The 18,500-nt window shown below is 35.4% G+C and carries 16 protein-coding genes and 1 tRNA gene; 1 reads left to right on the top strand and 16 read right to left on the bottom strand.

Annotation, left to right across the window (positions count from 1 at the left end; translation table 11 throughout):
- Positions 1-179: 179 nt before the first annotated feature.
- The 16 genes from J7338_RS14655 to J7338_RS14580 all read right to left on the bottom strand — a co-directional run bounded on the left by J7338_RS14655 (position 180) and on the right by J7338_RS14580 (position 17,917).
- Positions 180-404 carry a transcription termination/antitermination NusG family protein gene (locus J7338_RS14655; protein ID WP_228733002.1) on the bottom strand — a complete coding sequence of 75 codons (225 nt, stop codon included), beginning with the start codon at positions 402-404 and terminating at the stop codon, positions 180-182.
- 239 nt (positions 405-643) lie between these two features.
- Entirely contained in the window at positions 644-2,062 is a 1,419-nt protein-coding gene (locus tag J7338_RS14650) for a lipopolysaccharide biosynthesis protein (protein WP_210797750.1), read from the bottom strand.
- 78 nt (positions 2,063-2,140) lie between these two features.
- Positions 2,141-3,184 carry a TDP-N-acetylfucosamine:lipid II N-acetylfucosaminyltransferase gene (locus J7338_RS14645; RefSeq protein WP_210797749.1) on the bottom strand — a complete coding sequence of 348 codons (1,044 nt, stop codon included), beginning with the start codon at positions 3,182-3,184 and terminating at the stop codon, positions 2,141-2,143.
- Positions 3,174-4,304, bottom strand: a complete 1,131-nt coding sequence (gene rffA, locus J7338_RS14640; protein WP_210797748.1) for a dTDP-4-amino-4,6-dideoxygalactose transaminase — start codon at positions 4,302-4,304, stop codon at positions 3,174-3,176. The genes J7338_RS14645 and rffA overlap by 11 nt, the downstream gene beginning before the upstream one ends.
- A gap of 2 nt (positions 4,305-4,306) precedes the next feature.
- Positions 4,307-5,005: a GNAT family N-acetyltransferase gene (locus J7338_RS14635; RefSeq protein ID WP_210797747.1), complete on the bottom strand. Its 699-nt coding sequence runs from the start codon at positions 5,003-5,005 to the stop codon at positions 4,307-4,309.
- Positions 5,005-5,880, bottom strand: coding sequence for a glucose-1-phosphate thymidylyltransferase RfbA (gene rfbA, locus J7338_RS14630; RefSeq protein WP_210797746.1), 876 nt, complete (start codon positions 5,878-5,880; stop codon positions 5,005-5,007). The genes J7338_RS14635 and rfbA overlap by 1 nt, the downstream gene beginning before the upstream one ends.
- Positions 5,881-5,890: 10 nt before the next feature.
- Positions 5,891-6,985, bottom strand: a complete 1,095-nt coding sequence (rfbB, locus tag J7338_RS14625; RefSeq protein ID WP_210797745.1) for a dTDP-glucose 4,6-dehydratase — start codon at positions 6,983-6,985, stop codon at positions 5,891-5,893.
- Between the two features lie 261 nt (positions 6,986-7,246).
- A complete protein-coding gene (locus tag J7338_RS14620; protein WP_210797744.1) occupies positions 7,247-8,278 on the bottom strand; it encodes a glycosyltransferase in 1,032 nt (343 codons plus the stop codon).
- Positions 8,275-9,384 (bottom strand): glycosyltransferase family 4 protein, encoded by a 1,110-nt coding sequence (locus J7338_RS14615; protein WP_210797743.1) that lies wholly within the window; start codon positions 9,382-9,384, stop codon positions 8,275-8,277. The genes J7338_RS14620 and J7338_RS14615 overlap by 4 nt, the downstream gene beginning before the upstream one ends.
- Positions 9,381-10,268, bottom strand: a complete 888-nt coding sequence (locus J7338_RS14610) for a glycosyltransferase (RefSeq protein ID WP_210797742.1) — start codon at positions 10,266-10,268, stop codon at positions 9,381-9,383. The genes J7338_RS14615 and J7338_RS14610 overlap by 4 nt, the downstream gene beginning before the upstream one ends.
- Positions 10,252-11,430 carry an O-antigen ligase family protein gene (locus tag J7338_RS14605; protein WP_210797741.1) on the bottom strand — a complete coding sequence of 393 codons (1,179 nt, stop codon included), beginning with the start codon at positions 11,428-11,430 and terminating at the stop codon, positions 10,252-10,254. Before J7338_RS14605 ends, J7338_RS14610 begins: the two co-directional genes overlap by 17 nt.
- Positions 11,431-11,549: 119 nt before the next feature.
- Entirely contained in the window at positions 11,550-12,521 is a 972-nt protein-coding gene (locus J7338_RS14600; protein ID WP_210797740.1) for an exopolysaccharide biosynthesis polyprenyl glycosylphosphotransferase, read from the bottom strand.
- Positions 12,518-13,468, bottom strand: a complete 951-nt coding sequence (locus tag J7338_RS14595) for a Wzz/FepE/Etk N-terminal domain-containing protein (RefSeq protein WP_210797739.1) — start codon at positions 13,466-13,468, stop codon at positions 12,518-12,520. The genes J7338_RS14600 and J7338_RS14595 overlap by 4 nt, the downstream gene beginning before the upstream one ends.
- Before the next feature lie 25 nt (positions 13,469-13,493).
- A complete protein-coding gene (locus tag J7338_RS14590) occupies positions 13,494-16,169 on the bottom strand; it encodes a polysaccharide biosynthesis/export family protein (RefSeq protein WP_210797738.1) in 2,676 nt (891 codons plus the stop codon).
- Between the two features lie 121 nt (positions 16,170-16,290).
- The gene (locus tag J7338_RS14585) at positions 16,291-17,067 is read right to left on the bottom strand and encodes a DUF481 domain-containing protein (protein WP_210797737.1); all 777 of its coding nucleotides are present in this window, start codon (positions 17,065-17,067) and stop codon (positions 16,291-16,293) included.
- Positions 17,068-17,098: 31 nt separating this feature from the next.
- Positions 17,099-17,917, bottom strand: coding sequence for a mechanosensitive ion channel family protein (locus tag J7338_RS14580; RefSeq protein WP_210797736.1), 819 nt, complete (start codon positions 17,915-17,917; stop codon positions 17,099-17,101).
- Between the two features lie 275 nt (positions 17,918-18,192).
- Here J7338_RS14580 and J7338_RS14575 point away from each other — a divergent pair.
- Positions 18,193-18,268: transfer RNA gene (locus tag J7338_RS14575), tRNA-His, on the top strand.
- The last annotated feature ends 232 nt before the right edge of the window (positions 18,269-18,500 follow it).

Here is an 18,500-nt window from a genome sequence, read left to right as displayed (position 1 = left end):
TTAGCTAACTTTTTTAATTCGCGATTACCTATGCACATATTTAATGGGCAATTACTAACACATACTAAATCAACAGGTTGCGGTAGGTTATTACTATCTTGAGTTAGCACGACGTTTTTAATTCGATGATAAGCCGTTCTGGGACTAATTGATAATATGCGCCATACGACACAAAATCACTAATACCACGGATGTTTTTTTGCCGCTGAAAAGTTGCCTGTTTGAGGATTTAAGCGGAGAAATAAATAATTAGGAAACACAGCAGATTGCTTAAAAGTACGGCGACCTTTAATTAACACTGTTTTGTAGCTGAGGAAAAAAGCTTTAATCCCTTGGTTTTGCAAATTAACTTGGGCACGAGTCTCCTGCCTTGATTTACAAAATAATAAGCACCAACTATCCATATCAATCCCTAAAACACTGACTTTTGCCTGCTAATTATTTTTATTCTTCTGCATACGGCAGGGATTATACGTGCGACTTTAGGGTGGTGTCTATAACCCCATATTAAAAGTTTTCATGTTTAATATTTACCACTGCAGGTGTTTAAGTGGTAAATATTATGACTGCGAATAATAAAACTGTTATGTTATTTATTTTGTATAAAGAAAATATGAACTAATACTTCAATCAAGTAGCATGGCTATAAAACGGATGACAGCCTAGCAAAAATTACATTTTTCATCTCCATAACCTCTTGCTTAAAAGTAAATAATACACTGATCATCACAAAAAGCCAAAAAACAAGTAATGGAGTAGTGTAATCTTTACCATAAAGTGTGTTTATGGATGCTCCAATTACAAGCAAAGCCGAATAGCTATATAATTGCACTCTTGGAAAGGACTTCCACACATAAATAGAAAACTCAGTTCTTAAGAATAAAAACCCCCAAAAAGAAATACAAGTGCTCACTGCAGCACCAGCAGCACCCCACAAGGGTATCAGCCACCAATTGCCAAATAAGTTTATAATAAAAGCAAATAAAGTAGCTAGTAATGAAAACTTAGTGCGACGGGTTACACCAATTCCGACAACTGTAGTCTCTGAAAGCGTATAAAGTAATGGGTAACCCAAACAAGAAATTAAAATCCACTGCACTGATGCGTAATTGCTTGGTAATATAAATGTTACCATCCACGAAAGTAAACCTGCTAAACAGAATAGAACTATAACTGTCAATAAAACATACCGGTTAACTTTATATATTTTATCAAGGTCTTCCCCAGTTGCAGCCCATTTGTATACAGTGGGAACCCAAACAGTTGAAAAAACGCTCTGAACGATAGTTGCTGCTGCGGCAAAGCTAACCGCAACAGAATAAAGTCCTAACTGTTCAAAATCAGATAACTCTTTTAGTAATATTTTATCAGACGCTGTTAGCCCCCAGAATGCCAAGCCACCAAAAATGAGTGGCGCCCCAAAGCTTAAAAGACTTTTTAAGTAACTGTAATCAATTTTCTCTCTAAGCCCCGCAAGCCATTCATTTCTTGTATTCCACGCAAATATAAAAAAAACAAGTAATGCGGCTGTTACATTCGCCAATACAAGGTTGGTAATGTTTTTACTCACGGAAAATAAGAGATAGCTCAAAATAATAATGATTAAAAGTAGCTTAGGAAGCAACAGACTCATTGAATAAGCAACCCCCTGCTCATTCATCCGTAAAATTAGAGACAAGAAGCGGGAAATAAACGTTGATAAAATCACTAAAGCCACTAGTAAGCTAAGTAGTTGACTGTCTACCTCAAACAGCCAATGCGAAATAATATTATTGTAACCGAGTAGTAAGCATAGACTAATGATTAATAAAGTTAAGCCTGGTAGCAACGTCGCTTTAAACAAAGCAGGTCTGTTATTTACTTCATGGAACTCGCGAACATACGCTTGATCTAACCCTAAACTAAAAAACAGTGTGCAAAACCCAACCACTACATTTAGCATAGCTAAACGACCAATATCCTCTTGAGAAAAAAACCACGTGATAATTGGTAGGCTAATGAAGCCTAAAAGTGCACCACCGACTGGTCCTAATGCAAATGATAATATTTTTTTAGGGGTCATAACTTTATATTTTTTATCATGTTTATATTAAGTCCAAGCGAATGTAATAGATGAACACATGCAACATACAGTTTACATCTAATAATCAAATAACTGAGTGAGTTGCTTTTTATAATTTTCTGGAGAAAAATAGGCTTTTACGATTTCGACATTTCCAGTTATCTTTTGACTATCTAAACTATTTAGCTTCTCTATATCACCAATTTTAATACCTTTCATCTCAAAAAATGGCCATTGAGAAGTATCACTACGAAGGTAAACCGTTTTCCCAAGACCCAACAATGCAATAGTATTACCCATTGCTTGTTGGCGTTTATGATTAAAAATAGCAATATCGATTGAGCCTAAAAGTGACAAATATTGCTCAAAAGGCATAAATTCAGTAAAGGGCTTAAATTTATCACCAAACCATTCTTTACCCTGCGTTATTACCTGCTTGGCATATTCTTTGGAACCATATGATAAAGGTACAAAGATACATATATCCCGCTCCTTGAAAGGCAGTAACTTTTCAAGCGCTTCAATATGATTATTGCTTGGATCAGCCGAATTACCTACTTGAATATTAATACTCGTTTTTTTACTTTCAGATACTTCATACTCTTTGTATAAGTTACTAGTGTACATTAAACATTCTTGGTATTTGCCTGTTGCACCATACCACTTTCTAGCAAGCGCTATATCACCTTCAATATAAGTAACTAGGTGACCAATTTTTTTTATCACAGGGCGACGAAAAAATTCATTTATTAGCCATTTTTTATTACGCAGACCAAATTGATATGTATATAAATCGCCTCCCCATATTACCCAGCAGCACTTTTTTAGTAACCATGGAGCGAAAAACAAGATCTGAACAATTTTTATATTAAATAAACCATGTAAAATGACCTTGTCAGCTTGGTGCATTTTTAAAATTAAAGAAAAGTAATGCTTTAATTTTAAAAGTTTTGATTCGCCTGATAAGTGTACATTAACACAATTCTTAAGATTTCCAGATGACATACCACCAGTTAACATAAACTCATGCTTTGTTGGTTCAAAATGCTTATTAACAAAATCAATAAATGGAGGAATAAACTTATCACATTCTGCTACATGTAATATTTTTTTACTCCTCAAGGAAAAACGTCCTTACTGCCTGAACTACTTCTAATTGTTTATCATCGTTCATTCCATAATATAACGGCAAACGTACTAACTTGGCGCTTTCAACCGATGTGTGGAGGTCATTGCCACTGAATTTACCAAATTGCTCGCCAGCTGGGCTTGAGTGCAATGGAATATAATGAAATGGAGTAACAATATTATGAGTTTTCATAATAGATATAAACTTTGCTCTTTCCTCGCTAGAAGCTAATTTTATATAAAACATATGTGCATTATGCTTTAAATCATTAGGAATGTGCGGGAGTTGCTCTGGTTGCAGTATTTTACTAAACTCAGTGTAATAGTTATTCCATAATGACAGACGAAAATCATTAATCGCATCAGCCGACTCTAGTTGCGCATAAAGGTAAGCTGCCTGCAATTCACTGGGTAGAAAGCTTGAGCCGATATCTTGCCAAGTATATTTATCAACTATACCGTGTAAAAATTGGCTTCGATTAGTGCCTTTTTCACGAATAATCTCAGCTCGAGCAACCAATTTAGGGTCATTAATTAATATTGCTCCACCTTCACCACCCGATGAATAATTTTTAGTTTCATGAAAGCTATAACAGCCAATGTGACCTATCGCTCCTAATGCCCGCCCCTTATAGGTAGACATTACACCTTGAGCAGCATCCTCTATTACCCAGAGTTCATGTTTTTCAGCAATGGCTAATATAGTATCCATTTCGCATGCAACACCAGCGTAATGCACGGGCACTATGGCACGAGTTTTAGATGTGATGGCTGCTTCGATTAATGATTCATCTATGTTCATGGTATCAGGGCGTACATCAATAAAAATTACTTTTGCACCTCGCAGTACAAATGCATTTGCAGTCGATACAAACGTATATGAAGGCATGATCACTTCATCGCCTTCTTTTATATCTATTAATATTGCCGCTAACTCTAATGCAGCCGTACATGAAGGAGTAAGTAAAGCTTTAGCTGTATTAAAGCTTTTTTCTATCCATGCTTCGCATTTCTTTGAAAACTGCCCATCACCACATAACTTATCAGACTTTATAGCCTGTTCTATATAATTTAGTTCATTGCCTGTTTTTGGGGGAACATTAAAAGGGATCATCTTTAAACCTGTTTATAAAACCAATATGAAATATCAGCGATAGCAAAGCCAGTTTTACTATATAAATTTGCAGCTGAAATATTGCTTGTTTGTGTAGCAACGTTAATGACAGTTGCCTTTTTGGCAACGCAATAATCTTGAACTAATTCAAGTAACTTCTTACCAATTCCTTGACCTTGAAAGGGCTCTGGAACACCTATAAGTCCAATAGTTGCTTCTCCCCCCCTAATCCGAATAGTTACAAAACCGGAAATTGAGCCTTCATTTTTTAAAACCAAACAACAGTCATCAAATTTAGACAAGACAGCATTTTCCACCCACATTTGATAGAAACTATTTCTTTCTGTTGGTGTAAACCATGGCTCTCTGAATCGGCTATTTACATATAAATCACTAACAATGAATTTAAGCTCATCAAGAGAGCTATCAGTTGCTATATAAGCGCCAAAATCCGTTATTAAAGCAGACTTTATAGTTACAGGTAATAGCTTTTTAAAAACCAGCTCACCTTCTACAAAGCTAAACTTATGCTTATTTACCTCATCTAAAAAAAAAGAATTCGCAGAGTCAACCTTTACCGTTGTGAGTGAGTTTTTAGGCCAATCATGACTTGAGATTTCAATAACCGGTAACCCAAACGAAAAGATTCTCCGATTGAAAAACTGGCTATCCCACTCTCTTAAAGTAAAATTATTGTGCATTACTGTGATATTAAACCCATTAGATACTGACCGTAGCTATTTTTTAACATCGGCGTTGCTAACTCTTTTATGCGATGCTCTGTTAACCAACCATTATTAAATCCAATCTCTTCTAAGCAGGCTATTTTATAACCTTGACGCTTTTCTATGGTTTCAACAAACTGTGCAGCTTCTAATAAGCTTTCGTGCGTACCAGTATCTAACCAAGCGAAACCACGGCCCAGAATTTCAACATTCAGCTTATTTTGCTTTAAATACATTTCATTAAGGCAAGTGATTTCCAATTCACCGCGATGAGATGGTTCAACTTGTTTTGCCAGTTCAACAACCGAATTGTCGTAAAAATAAAGCCCTGTTACAGCAAGATTTGATTTTGGCTTGGTTGGTTTTTCTTCGATAGAAATCGCTTTTTGATTTTCATCAAACTCTACAACACCAAAACGCTCAGGGTCTTTTACTTGATAACCAAACACCGTTGCACCCTGACCATTTTTTGCATTTTCAACAGCGTGTTTAAGTTTAGGGGTAAAACCTTGCCCATAAAAAATGTTATCACCAAGCACTAAGCATACGTCATCACTACCAATAAAGTCTTCACCCAAAATAAATGCTTGGGCTAGTCCATCGGGGCTAGGTTGCACTGTATAACTAAGCTCAATGCCAAACTGTGAACCGTCACCTAATAAGCGTTTAAATGAATCAATATCTTCAGGCGTAGTAATAATTAACACTTCGCGTATACCGGCTAACATTAACACCGAGAGTGGATAATAAACCATTGGCTTATCATAAATGGGTAATAACTGCTTTGATACACCCATCGTTATAGGGTAAAGACGTGTACCCGATCCCCCGGCGAGAATTATTCCTTTCATTTAGTGCTCCTTAAGTTTGTGTATCTATTTCGCCGAGGCGTTCACGTTGGTATGAACCATCTTGAACGTTTTGACACCACTGCTGGTTATCTAAATACCATTGTACCGTTTTTCGTAAACCTGTTTCGAAGGTTTCGATTGGCGACCAATTTAGTTCTTTAGCTATTTTTGAAGAGTCAATTGCATAACGCCTGTCATGCCCTGGTCGGTCACTTACAAATGTAATTTGCTCTGCATATGCAGACTTTTTGGGTACTAACTGATCCAAGATACTGCAAATTGTTTTAACAACCTCAATATTCTGCTTCTCATTATGGCCACCAATATTGTATGTTTCGCCAACCTTGCCTTCAGTCACTACTTTATATAAAGCGCGAGCGTGATCTTCAACATAAAGCCAATCGCGAATTTGGTCGCCTTTACCATAAACAGGTAAATCTTTACCTTCAAGCGCATTAAGTATGACTAATGGAATCAGTTTTTCAGGAAAATGATACGGCCCATAATTATTCGAACAATTAGTTACAATTGTAGGAAAGCCATAAGTTCTTAACCAAGCTCGCACTAAATGATCGCTAGATGCTTTACTTGCTGAATAAGGGCTACTTGGTGCATAAGAAGTCAGCTCTGTAAATAAAGGTAACTCTTTATCTAATGCCTTACTCTCTTGTTCATCGGGGTGTGGTAAGTCACCATATACTTCATCTGTTGAAATGTGATGAAATCTAAAGGTTTGTTTAGTCGCCGCATCTAATGCACTCCAATATTCACGAGCAGCCTCTAATAGGTTATAAGTACCAACAATATTTGTTTGTATGAACTCTGCAGGTCCGGTGATAGAGCGATCAACATGGCTTTCTGCCGCTAAATGCATCACAGCATCTGGTTTATAAGTTAAAAAAACGCGATCAAGCTCAGTGCGATTGCAAATATCAACTTGTTCGAATGCGTAGCGGTCATTACTCTCAACATGCGCTAATGACTGTAAATTGCCTGCATAGGTTAACTTATCCAGATTAATGACTGAGTCTTGTGTATCTTCTATTATATGGCGAATTACAGCAGATCCAATAAAGCCTGCACCGCCAGTTATTAATATTTTCATTTTAAATATTTTAGAAAACCTTTAACCGAATATGTAAAAAATGATGCCCTGCTTAAATCTACTCTATACAAAAGTATTTAGATAAACAGAATGCTTTGGTGTTAATTTTAAATTCCCTAGCCATTACCCCATGACTTATCTTTTCTAAAAAGCAATAAAACAAGCCTTTGCACTCACACGAAAACTATTGCAGACTACCTAGCATTACTATTTTTAAACACTAAATAATTTAATACTAAAGCCTTTTACTACTTCTTTATATTAATATAAAGAATCAATAGCACTAACATACTTTTTAACGATTAGCTTTAATGACAATTGACTAACCATATTTTTCAAAGTAGATGCCTTTGCGTTTAAATATGCTTCAGACTCAATCGCTTTAATTAAAGAATAACTATCACCCACTGGGTATATCATGCACTGCTGATTTGTTGTTCTTAAAATATCGTTGTTGTAGCTAACACCTAAAATTTCTGCTGGTCCTGTTTGACAATTTGAAGTAATAACTGGGACCCCGAGCCCTAAAGCTTCTATTAAACAATTAGGGTAACCTTCAAACTCTGAGGCCAAAAGCAAAGCCTTTGCACTTTTAATGTAGGGGTACGGATTTGATAAACGCCCTAAAAAATAAACCCTGTCATCAACCCCTAGTTTCAAAGCTAATTCCTTTAAATTAGCTTTTTCCTCACCATCGCCTACAACTATTAATTTATGCTCCCCTTTAGCCTCTGAAATAGCAATTATGAGTTGGTCAACTCTCTTTGAGGCAGTTAATCTCCCAACATATATAAAGTACTGGCTAGTAGGCAGCTGTACGGTTTCATTTGATAAACTTAAATATACTTGAAAGTCATGAGGGTTATGAATTAAACACACATTAGGACTTTGGAATAACGCTTTTGCCAAATCAAACATTTTAGATGAAATGCATACGATCATATCTGCTTCCCTATAAATATATTTTGCGATTCTAGAAGCTAGATTGGTTGAGTTTATTTCTGAAATACTATGCACAACAACCTGGGTTTTAAAGGAAAAAAATTTAGAAAAAAATATTGATAAAAAACTTGGGAAAAATAAGTGAGACTGCACAACTTTAGGCTTAAACTTCAGAATTAAATATAGCATTTTAAAAAATGCTATAAATCTCCAAAATACCGAGTCACTATCCTTCAAATGGAAAGTTTGAATATCTAACCCTTGGAGTTTAGTGAGTTCCATAGAAAGTGTATTAACAACAACTTCGGCTCCCCCACCAAACTTTGAATTAGTAATAATTAATACTCTCATAAACAATCCACTCTGGAGTAAATACCCTGGTATTTTTCCATCATCATATCAAAGTCAAACCTTTGGCGAACTTGTTCAAACTGCTGATTGGCAATAAGCTTTCTCAATTCTTTACTTTCAAAAACATTTTCTAATCGAGTACACAACTGAGCCTCATCATCAAACAGAACACTGTTTTGAATTTCCGGAGATACAATTAATCTATGTGCAGGAATATCTGAAATTAAAAATGGCAGTCGTAATGCATTTGCTTCTAGAACCGAAATAGGTAAGCCTTCTTCTCTGGATAAAGACAAAAATAAATCAGCCTCCCTCAATACAGAGTTTACATCTTTCACCTTACCTAAACAGTTCACTTTAAAATACATTCCAGATAAAGATTCAACTTGCGACTTTAACTGCTCGTTTTCTATAGCTCCAGCAATATTCAATTCAATCACTGTGCCCTCTAGAACTTTTGATTTATCGATAGATTTTTTTAATTCCTGAAGCCTATCATAACCCTTTCTAAGCTTAACATTGCCAACACAAGCTATTTTCAGTTTATTTTTTTCTAAGTTAAAATGTTTTTTAGGTGCTAAATTTTTAAAATCGATACCGTTCTCTATCACATGATACTTTCGCCCAAATGCTTTCTCAAATTTATCAATATCTTGCCTTGAAACTCCAACAATCTCGTCTGCATACCTATTAACCAAAAACTGGTGAACTCGACCAATTAATTTATTTTTAATACCCCCTCCATAGTAAAATGAATAACTATTATGTATAACAACAATATACTTCCCTTTCTTTTTAACTTGCTTACATAAAAACAATAGACTAAGGATTATATCAGCTCCTTTGAGCTGGGACTGTATACAATCTGAATTTGAACTTTTTATAGCTGCTGGCAATCTAAATAACGCAAAAAATAGAGCATGCAAACCAAAGAATGAATTTGTTATATATCTAAAATTACGTCCAGACCAAAAACCTTTTTGGCTATTATTATGTTTCCATAATAGCATTACTTCGCTCTCAAGTTGACTGGAATCAATCATACGACGTAATAATATCTCGGCTCCACCAACACCATCTGAGTTTAGGATATGTAAAATTTTCAAGATCGCCCCCCAAAAGCATTAACTATCGTGGTAAAAAAATTCTTGCAATTAATAACATACTTGTGAAAAAAAGAGTGCTTCAAACTCAAATATAATCCTCGATAAAACATGGATGTACCAAATAAAGATAAAAGCAACCAGAAAGGAATTGACTGCCTCCTATTTGCAAGGTCATTAAAAAGCCATACGTGAAACTTTCCATCATATAAACTTGCATGCTTTTGCAAAAATTGAATAGCTCCCTTTGATGCATTCGATTGGGTAGTAATACTTTCACGATTTGGATCTACATCAACAAAATAGAGTTTATTGTTTAACTTTAGTGAACTTTTACCAGTTATTTTTAAAATTCTTAACCAACAGTCATAATCCTGCCATGCCTTTAAAGTTTCATCAAACATTACTGCTTTGAGTGTTTCTATACGAGTGAAAATTTGATTACCAACATAGTTCATTTTTATAAGGTCATTTTCTTTGATAACAAAAGACTTACCAGTCAAATTATTGGCTACTTCCCCAGTAAAATCATAACTAGCGCATATAAAAGCAAAGTCATCAGACCAGTTTTTCATATAGACTTCTAGACAATCAGATTTCATCACATCGTCATCATCTAAACCTGTTATAAAATCCCCTTTTGCTACTTCAATAGCTCGATTTCTAGCATTACAGGCTCCTCTAGGTGACTCATTGAGTAAATATGAAACTCTATGATCTTTTTTTGATTTCTCTTCAAGTATCTTCAATGACTGTTGACATCTTCCATCTAATACAACAATAACCTCTAAATCAGAATAAGTCTGTTCCAAAATAGAATCTAATGCAGTAGATAGTTTATCTGGTCTTTTATGTGAAGGAACATAAACACTAATACTTGGTGACATATTTTCTCTCATGTATAGTAGGTTTCATCATAATTAGGGGAGCAATTACAAAAAACAAAATCCAATACGGGTATACCCACATCTCATTTGTAAATGATAAAAATATATAAACGACTAATAAGTATCGAGTTAATCTATCTTTTACGGTAATCGCCATATAATATATAATTCCCATAATAACGCCCCCTAACAAGGCTCCATGGTCAACAAATAGGGCTAACCAACCATTGTGTGGCTGCACATACCTCATTTCAAGAGATAAAGCACTTCTCACCCCAGTAATACCTGCACCAAGGAAAGGAGTTATAAAAAATTGCTCTATCGCCAGCTTCCACATAGTCAAACGCTGAGAAAAAGTTGATAGTTGCTCAAACAAGGAAAATATAGCTGCGAGACCAAATGAACACAATAAAACTGAAAATAAATTAAAGAGTAATGTAATTTTCAATCTTATAAAAGAATACCTTACAATTAAAATAGCAAGTATTAATAATACAGTTTTTGAACCAGAAATAAAAAGAGTAAATAAAAAAACAAAAGTAAGTATAAAACCAAAAACTCCATTATCTTTTTTTGATAAAACATATAAACTAAAAACCATTAAGAGCGATGTATAATTTGGATCATGCGAATAACCTCCAGGACGAACACCTAATATAGAGAGATTATCTTTAAACACTTCAGGCGAGGAGTTTTCTGAAACAAATGGCAAGTCTCCAATTAAAGCTTGGTAAAAACAAGAAAATGACAAAAAGACACTTGAAAATAAAATAGAATTTATCACAAAACTTTTATTCATATTATGTCTATTTATTATAAAAACTAATGCAGCTAGAAAATGATAAGCATAAAGAATTACAACATCAGTATAGACGGCTTTATTTTTTGGAAGATCAGATACCAACCATGAGATCTGATCTAATAAAAACAAAGAAAAAAATAAAAAAGCAAGAAAGATAAAGCTACCGCTAACTTTCCAAGAGCCTTTTTTCTCCCTATCGATTATTATTGTAAATATATTGAAGAGTAAAAAAATTATAACAATGTATCTGACATCACCAAATAAAGAAAAGGTTCTATTATATATTGAAAATATAAAAGAAGAAACAAAAAGACCAGTAATAAACCTATTTACACTTAATAGCTTATTTTCATCACGCATATATTGCGACACTTAAAAATCAAAGACTTGTAAATTTATTGACATTAAAACACTACTCATTCAAACACATTTAAAGTATAAATATTAGACTGCATTTATTATAATCTAATAGATTATTACTAACGTCCCATACCAAAAATAACTATCTTTATAGTTTTGAGCAGTATCTTAAAGTCAGTGAGAGTTTTATGATGTTTTATATAATATATATCATATTTATGCTTCCACTTTGCATCCTCAATAGATGCACCATACGGATAGCGAACTTGTGCTAAGCCTGTTACACCTGGCTTAACTGCATGTCGGAATCGATAGTATGGAATTTCTTTTTCTAACTCACTTATAAACACTTCTCTTTCTGGCCTTGGTCCAACAATAGACATATCTCCTTGAATTATATTTATGATTTGCGGTAATTCATCTATCCTTGTTTTTCTGATGAAATTACCAACTCTAGTTATCCGTAAATCATTTTCAGATGCCCACTGAGCTCCATTTGATTCAGCATCAACATACATAGAGCGAAATTTTATAACATTAAACTCAATATTATATAAACCAGTTCTTTTCTGTTTATAAAAAATAGGCCCTTTGCTTTCTAACTTAATTAAAATTGCAGTTACCAGCCCTATAGGTAATGCAAACAAGAATAATAAGAAAGAAAAGAAAACATCAATAACTCTCTTCGCTATTTCAGTCCTTTTTGCAGACAAAATAGAGAATGCTTTTTGATGTAAAAAATAACCACTAGATAGTAACTCTATTTCAGTATAGCCAAGCCTTTCATCTAAATAACTCACTAAGGGCTCAACCCAAGCGCCAGCTTCAGTTGCAGCGACTAAAAAATCTTTATGCTTTGATTCTAAAATAGCGCAATCATAATGACATATAACCTTTCGCGTTAAATCACGGATAGTATAATCATTAAGCACAACGTCAAATAAATACTTTTTTGAGAGTTCCTTTATCTTCTTTTCTTTTTCACTAGGGCAATAGACATAAATTACTGACTTGCTAAGCACGTGTTTTCGACTTCTAAATCGCTTATTTATCCGTAATTTATTTACTCCCAAAGTTTGACGATGACTCATGAAGTTATGCACTCCTTGCGATTTCGAAAATAAAATTTTACAGTAATTGCTATTATTGAACTAAATAATCCCAACAAGAAACCTAAAATACAAATCAAAAGTCTATGAGGTGAAACTTTCTTTTCTGGGACAAGTGCAGGATCAACTGTCTGGAAGATATATTCATCTCTAATTTCCGCAAACATTGTTGTTTTTGTTTGCTCTTCAATAAGATTAAAAAGAACCTTTCTAATATCCATTACGCTTGTTTTCTCTATTTGATCGCGGAGAAATGCTTTACTTTTAGTTGCTTCATCCACATCTAGCTTTCTCATTTCTTCATTTATATCTTCAACAACCCAAATGACCCATTTTTGAGCGATATAAGGTGATAAATGCTCAATCGAAATTGTATACATTCCAGAATCAGAGACTTTACTGATAGATATTGCTTTACGAAAAGTGATAAAAGCACTCTGGAATGTTGGCTTCTTAGTCTGTCCATCACGCAGAACCCACTCTCCTGTACTTGAATTAAATAACGCTTCATCATACTCAAGTTCATTTTCTTTCCACCCTTTCACAGCCATCAATTCAGGTAAGATGTTGTGCCGTTCAAAGAAGCTTCGAGCAAACTTTTTTGATTGTATAACTGCAAGAGCAAAATCTATTTTATTCACCTTACCACTTTGACCTGATAAATTTATTCCAGCCAAACTGGCAACCCCCCCCAATTGACCTGCAAGACCAGCCAGACCGCTTACATCCTCAGATTCAGCAGGAGCAATCAAAGCTTCTGATTTATAAATATTTGGTAAATATAAAGCAAATGCTATCGCTAGCACCGAAAAACTAGATGTAACAATAAAGACAAAAAGCCTTCTACTCCAAATAATACTAATCAGCTCTTTTAAATCAACATCTTCAGTCATAGAACTTTGCTTAAGATCGATATTATCATTTTGCATATATAACGGTTCCTATAACACTAATTTAAATACGGCTAATAGCAGCAACAGCTACACCAATCTGATAAATAATCTGAGTAGCTGTACTCCACAGAGTGAGGTTATCCATATAACCAGAATTTAATGGAACTACGATTGTGTCACCAGCTTCTAACATTTGTGAATCATTCACAGCAAACCAACTTCCTGAGTTTGGAATTTTTACTGAACCATTGGCTTTAATAATATAGATGCGATCATCATCAGCCCGCTCTTTTAAACCACCACTCAATGCTATGTAATCTTCAAAACTTACGCCTGGTTTGTATAAATGCGAGGTTGAATAATTAACTTCGCCAATTACGCTGATAGAGTCACGCTTGCTTGGCACATATAAAGTATCGCCGTCTTGCAGCACAAGCTTTTGTTTATCTTCAACGATTAAAGGAAGATCAATAACGAGTCGCCCTACCGCTTCTATATCTGCTAAGTCGATAAGTAACTTGTTCATCTCATCGTACGATAACGTTCTGGCGCCTTTCTCAAAGCTTTTTTGCGCAAGATCACGACGTAACTCTTCTGATAACTTAGTTAATTGCTGCTGCTCTTGTTTACGAATAGACTCGCGTGTAAAAATTGCTGCTTTCTCTTCAGCAAACTCTGAGAATCCACCAGCCCGCGAGAGTAAGTTGGTCAATGTTTCACCACGACGAATTGTATAAGTTCCAGGGAATTTAACTTCGCCTTTTAGCTCAACTTTTACGTTTTCTTGCCAATTTGGAATTGAAAAAATATTAAGGCTATCTTTACTACGTAGTTCTCGGTTATCACTAAGCTCACCGAGCATCGCTTTATGCAAATTAAACTTTATGTGCTCTACTTTTGTTGCATCGCCAGCTAGTTGGCGAGTGATTTCAGCTTGTTCTGTATAAGCCGATTCTAATAACCCGCCTGCGGCTATAATTAACTCGTTAACTTCAGCTCCCACTGTTAGTGGGTACACACCTGGGTAAGCTACATGGCCATTTATCTCAATCAATTGCATAGCCTGATTAACCGAAGCTTGTTGTTTTAATTTAGCTTTGATTGGTTTTAATATGTTATAGCGACTAAAAATTGAATAATCTTCGGACGTAAGTTCAACAGCCTCTTCAGCCTCTTTTCTTTGCTTAGCCAATTGAGAAATAGTTAGATTGGCACCATCATCAGCCTTTTTAAAAGGGTCTTCGTTTTGGATAATTCCAATGTACTTTTCGAATTCTTTCTTTTGATACCTATGCCACTGTTCAACTTTAATTTGTTGCTGCTGTTGCTTTTCGGTCAATGCCATGTTTGTTAGCGCTAACTTTTCAGCTTCTTTTGCTTCAAAACGACTAAAAACTAATAATTTGTCATTTGCATGCAACTCTAAATCGTGTTCAGCGGCTTTTACTATTGCTTGCGCAATATCAAATTGATACAGCTCAATATCGCCTGCAATATTGGTTTCACGCACTAACAAAGCATAACTAAGATCTGCTTGCGGTAATAAATCACCTCGTACTGACGTAAAGACATCAGAGATATGCTTACCTTGATGCCACTGATAATTACCTGGGCGTGCAACAGCACCTATTACGGTAATTGAGTTTTGGATCTGTAAACTTACTGGGTTAAAACGAATTCTATCGCCATCCTGCGGTATATAGTTGATATCACCAACGCTAAAATCGACTGATAAAATTTCTTTAGCATTATAATTATTAAAGCGCTCAACGATACCTTTTTGAGCATAAGCCTCTGGTTTTAAGCCACCAGTCATTTTCAATATATCTTGGGCCGTTTCATTCTTTTTTATTTCAAAAATTGCAGGGCGCTTCACTAACCCTTCAACAGCAACTTGCGCTCCCACGGGTGGAACAAAAACCACATCACCAGGCTTTAAAACAATATCGTTACGACTATCACCCTTAATCAGTAATTCATAAAGGTCAAAGTTTGCAACGACTTTACCAGCACGTTTTACTTGTATATTACGTAAAGATGCAATATCAGTTACGCCACCGCTAATAAAAAGCGCATGTGACACAGTCGTTAAAGAAGAAACACTATAACTGCCTGGCTTATACGCTTCACCTAACACTAAAATACGCATGCTGCGTAATTGCCCTAGTGATACAAATGCTTTAACACCAATAATTTCTTGTTCTACTTTAGCTTTAATAAGTTCTTTTATTTCCCCGAATGTTAGGCCAGCAACTTCTACAGGGCTTAAATTTGGGATATTTATTCGCCCTTCACGATCAACATACACTTCATAGCTTTCGCTTTCTTTGCCATAAAAGTTAATATTTAGCTGATCACCTCGACCAATTAAGTAGGTTTCTGGCACAGCTGCATTTTCACTTGGCATGAAGGTAGTAGGCTCACCAGAGAACAAATCGTAACCAAAAGGCTTGATTTCATCCCTTTGTGGATCAAAGCGTTCTTCGTCTGTCAATACAGGTTCTTCTTGCTCTTGACGCGGATAAACTGTTTGTTGTTCTTCTGCTGCAGCACTAGGCGATGATTTGTTACCGGTGAGACTTGTTAAGTCAACCCCATATTGCATAGCAAGTGCTTCTTGCTGGGCTTTTGGCAACTTTTTAAATTGTTCAATTTGCGATGCAGTCGGCGTGAAAGCAAATGCTGTCGCCGTCGTTAACAGTAAAAAAAATATTAAAAATCGTTTAAAAAGCATCACAATTAGGTTTTTCCTAGTACTACGGCCAAAAGATTGGCTATTCTACATTATTTCAACACAAATAAAAAAGGGACTTTCGCCCCTTTATTGCAGTTAAATGTCATTTAACTGCGTTAAACTGTTAAAAACTGTAAACCAATGTCAATGAGGTTTCTGTGTCTGTACTTTCTTTGTCATCTGCAACAGCTGAGTTGTTGGTGATGTTATAAGCAACTTTCATCTGTAATGAACCGTTGATCTTAGCTAAAAGCGCTGTTTCAGAACGTGTTTTAGTGTTGGTATCACCATATTCAACTGCAACTAACTGGGTAAACTTAGCGTTATCAGAAATTTGCCAATTGTAATCAAGCTTACCTAAAGCAATAACCTCCCCCTCATGCTCACCTGCTAAAGAGTTACCATTTTCATCGACTTCAGTACTTTTATCAGGGTATTGAAAGTATTTATAACCTGGACCAATCTCTGCGTTTAACCACATGTCTGAACGATCTAAGAGACGCTGACCATAACCAGCTGAAATAACCGACTCGCTGCGATAAGCGCCAAAGTAATCTGAAACATGTGAGCCATAGATATATAAATGAGCATGCTCTTCATTTAATTTATAGTTACCTTGCGCTGATAACGAATATTTTTCGTTAGTACGTTGGGTTTCTTTTATACCGGCCTTATTTTCAACATTGTCTTCTTTGTAAAGGCCGTTAATTTTGTACTCGTTGTTCCAGCTATTTAAGTTATGTAATGCTTTGATCCCACCTTTAAGAGTAGTTGTTTCAGTATTACCGCTAGTGATAATTGCACCTAACTCACTAGTAACATCCCATGTCTTAGCGTCTTCAGCGAATGCATTGGTTGCGGCAGATGCTGCAACTAAAATTGATAAAAGCTTTAATTTCATTAAAAAATAACCTTTGCTACTTGTTGATTGATTAATCTTGCTTGTGCAAATGAACATCCATTTGCGGAAACGGAATAGTGATATCCGCATCATCTAATGCGATTTTAATGTTTTCAATTAAAGACCAATAAGTTGGCCAGTAATCGTCTGAGTTAACCCACGGGCGCACAATGAAGTTTACGCTTGAGTCTGCAAGCTCAGATACTGATACGTTGTAAGCTGGGTCTTTAAGAATACGCGACTCTTGATCTAGTACTGATTTAAGTACTTCTTTTGCTTTACGTAAGTCAGCATCGTAACCAACACCAATAACTAAATCGATACGGCGAGTTGCTTCGCGCGAGTAATTAATAATTGAGTCAGACATAATTTTAGAGTTTGGCATGATGATAACTTTGTTATCGGGTGTGCGTAGCTCTGTAGAGAAAATTTCGATTTTCTTAACTGTACCAGCTTTACCGCCAGCTTCGACATAATCACCCGATTTGAAAGGGCGAAGTAAAATAATAAGTACGCCAGATGCGAAGTTAGATAGTGAACCTTGCAGTGCTAGGCCAACCGCTAAGCCTGCTGCACCTAAAATAGCAATAAATGAAGTGGTTTCTATGCCAATTTGTGACAACGCCATTAGGATTGTTGCCATAAATACTATGGCATAAACAATGCTTGATACAAACGAACCAACAGCCTTATCTACTTTCTTTTTATCGAATGCTTTTTCAGTTAGGTTAGAGCAAAACTTTGCAACACGGCCGCCCAGTAAAAAGATAACCAATGCTATTACAGCTTGAATGCCATAATGCAAAATCAAACCTGAGTTTTCGTTTATCCAGTTAAGTATTGTATCCATTATGGCTCCTGATATTCAGTATGTAAGCATTTTGCTGATTAAATTATATCTGATTTCAATTTATTATTTAATCTATTTATCTTTAAAGAGCGTCTTTAGGATTAATTTTTTATTTTACTCAACCAGATAAAAAGCGATTTAAACATTCATTCTCTGGCTGCTTTATGAACAAAAACATTCAATTTTAAATTTTTTTCACTTTTTTTGCTCTTAACCCTTCACAAGATTTATTATTTTATGTATTATCCGCGCCACACCAAACAAGGTGTATTGTGGCGGTTGTAGCTCAGTTGGTAGAGCCCCGGATTGTGATTCCGGTTGTCGCGGGTTCAAGCCCCGTCAATCGCCCCATTTTTTCCCTTCTTAGTAATTAAAATATCTTAGAACACCTTTACAAATTTTAAAATTCCCTATACCTAATTTATATCTTATCTGTTTTCTAAGCCATTAGCGCTGAATGCTTTAGCATAGATTTCAAACCTTATAACACCTACATACATATTTTAATATTGAACGATGCTTTAACCTATCACGGCTAAAGCCTGTTCCTACAAAGTAATATACACCTACCACCGTAGGAGAG

The sequence above is a fragment of the Pseudoalteromonas ostreae genome, from assembly GCF_018069805.1.
Taxonomy (GTDB): domain Bacteria; phylum Pseudomonadota; class Gammaproteobacteria; order Enterobacterales; family Alteromonadaceae; genus Pseudoalteromonas; species Pseudoalteromonas ostreae.
Note: the sequence above shows the minus strand (reverse complement) of the source record. Positions and strands in the feature narration are given on the sequence as shown.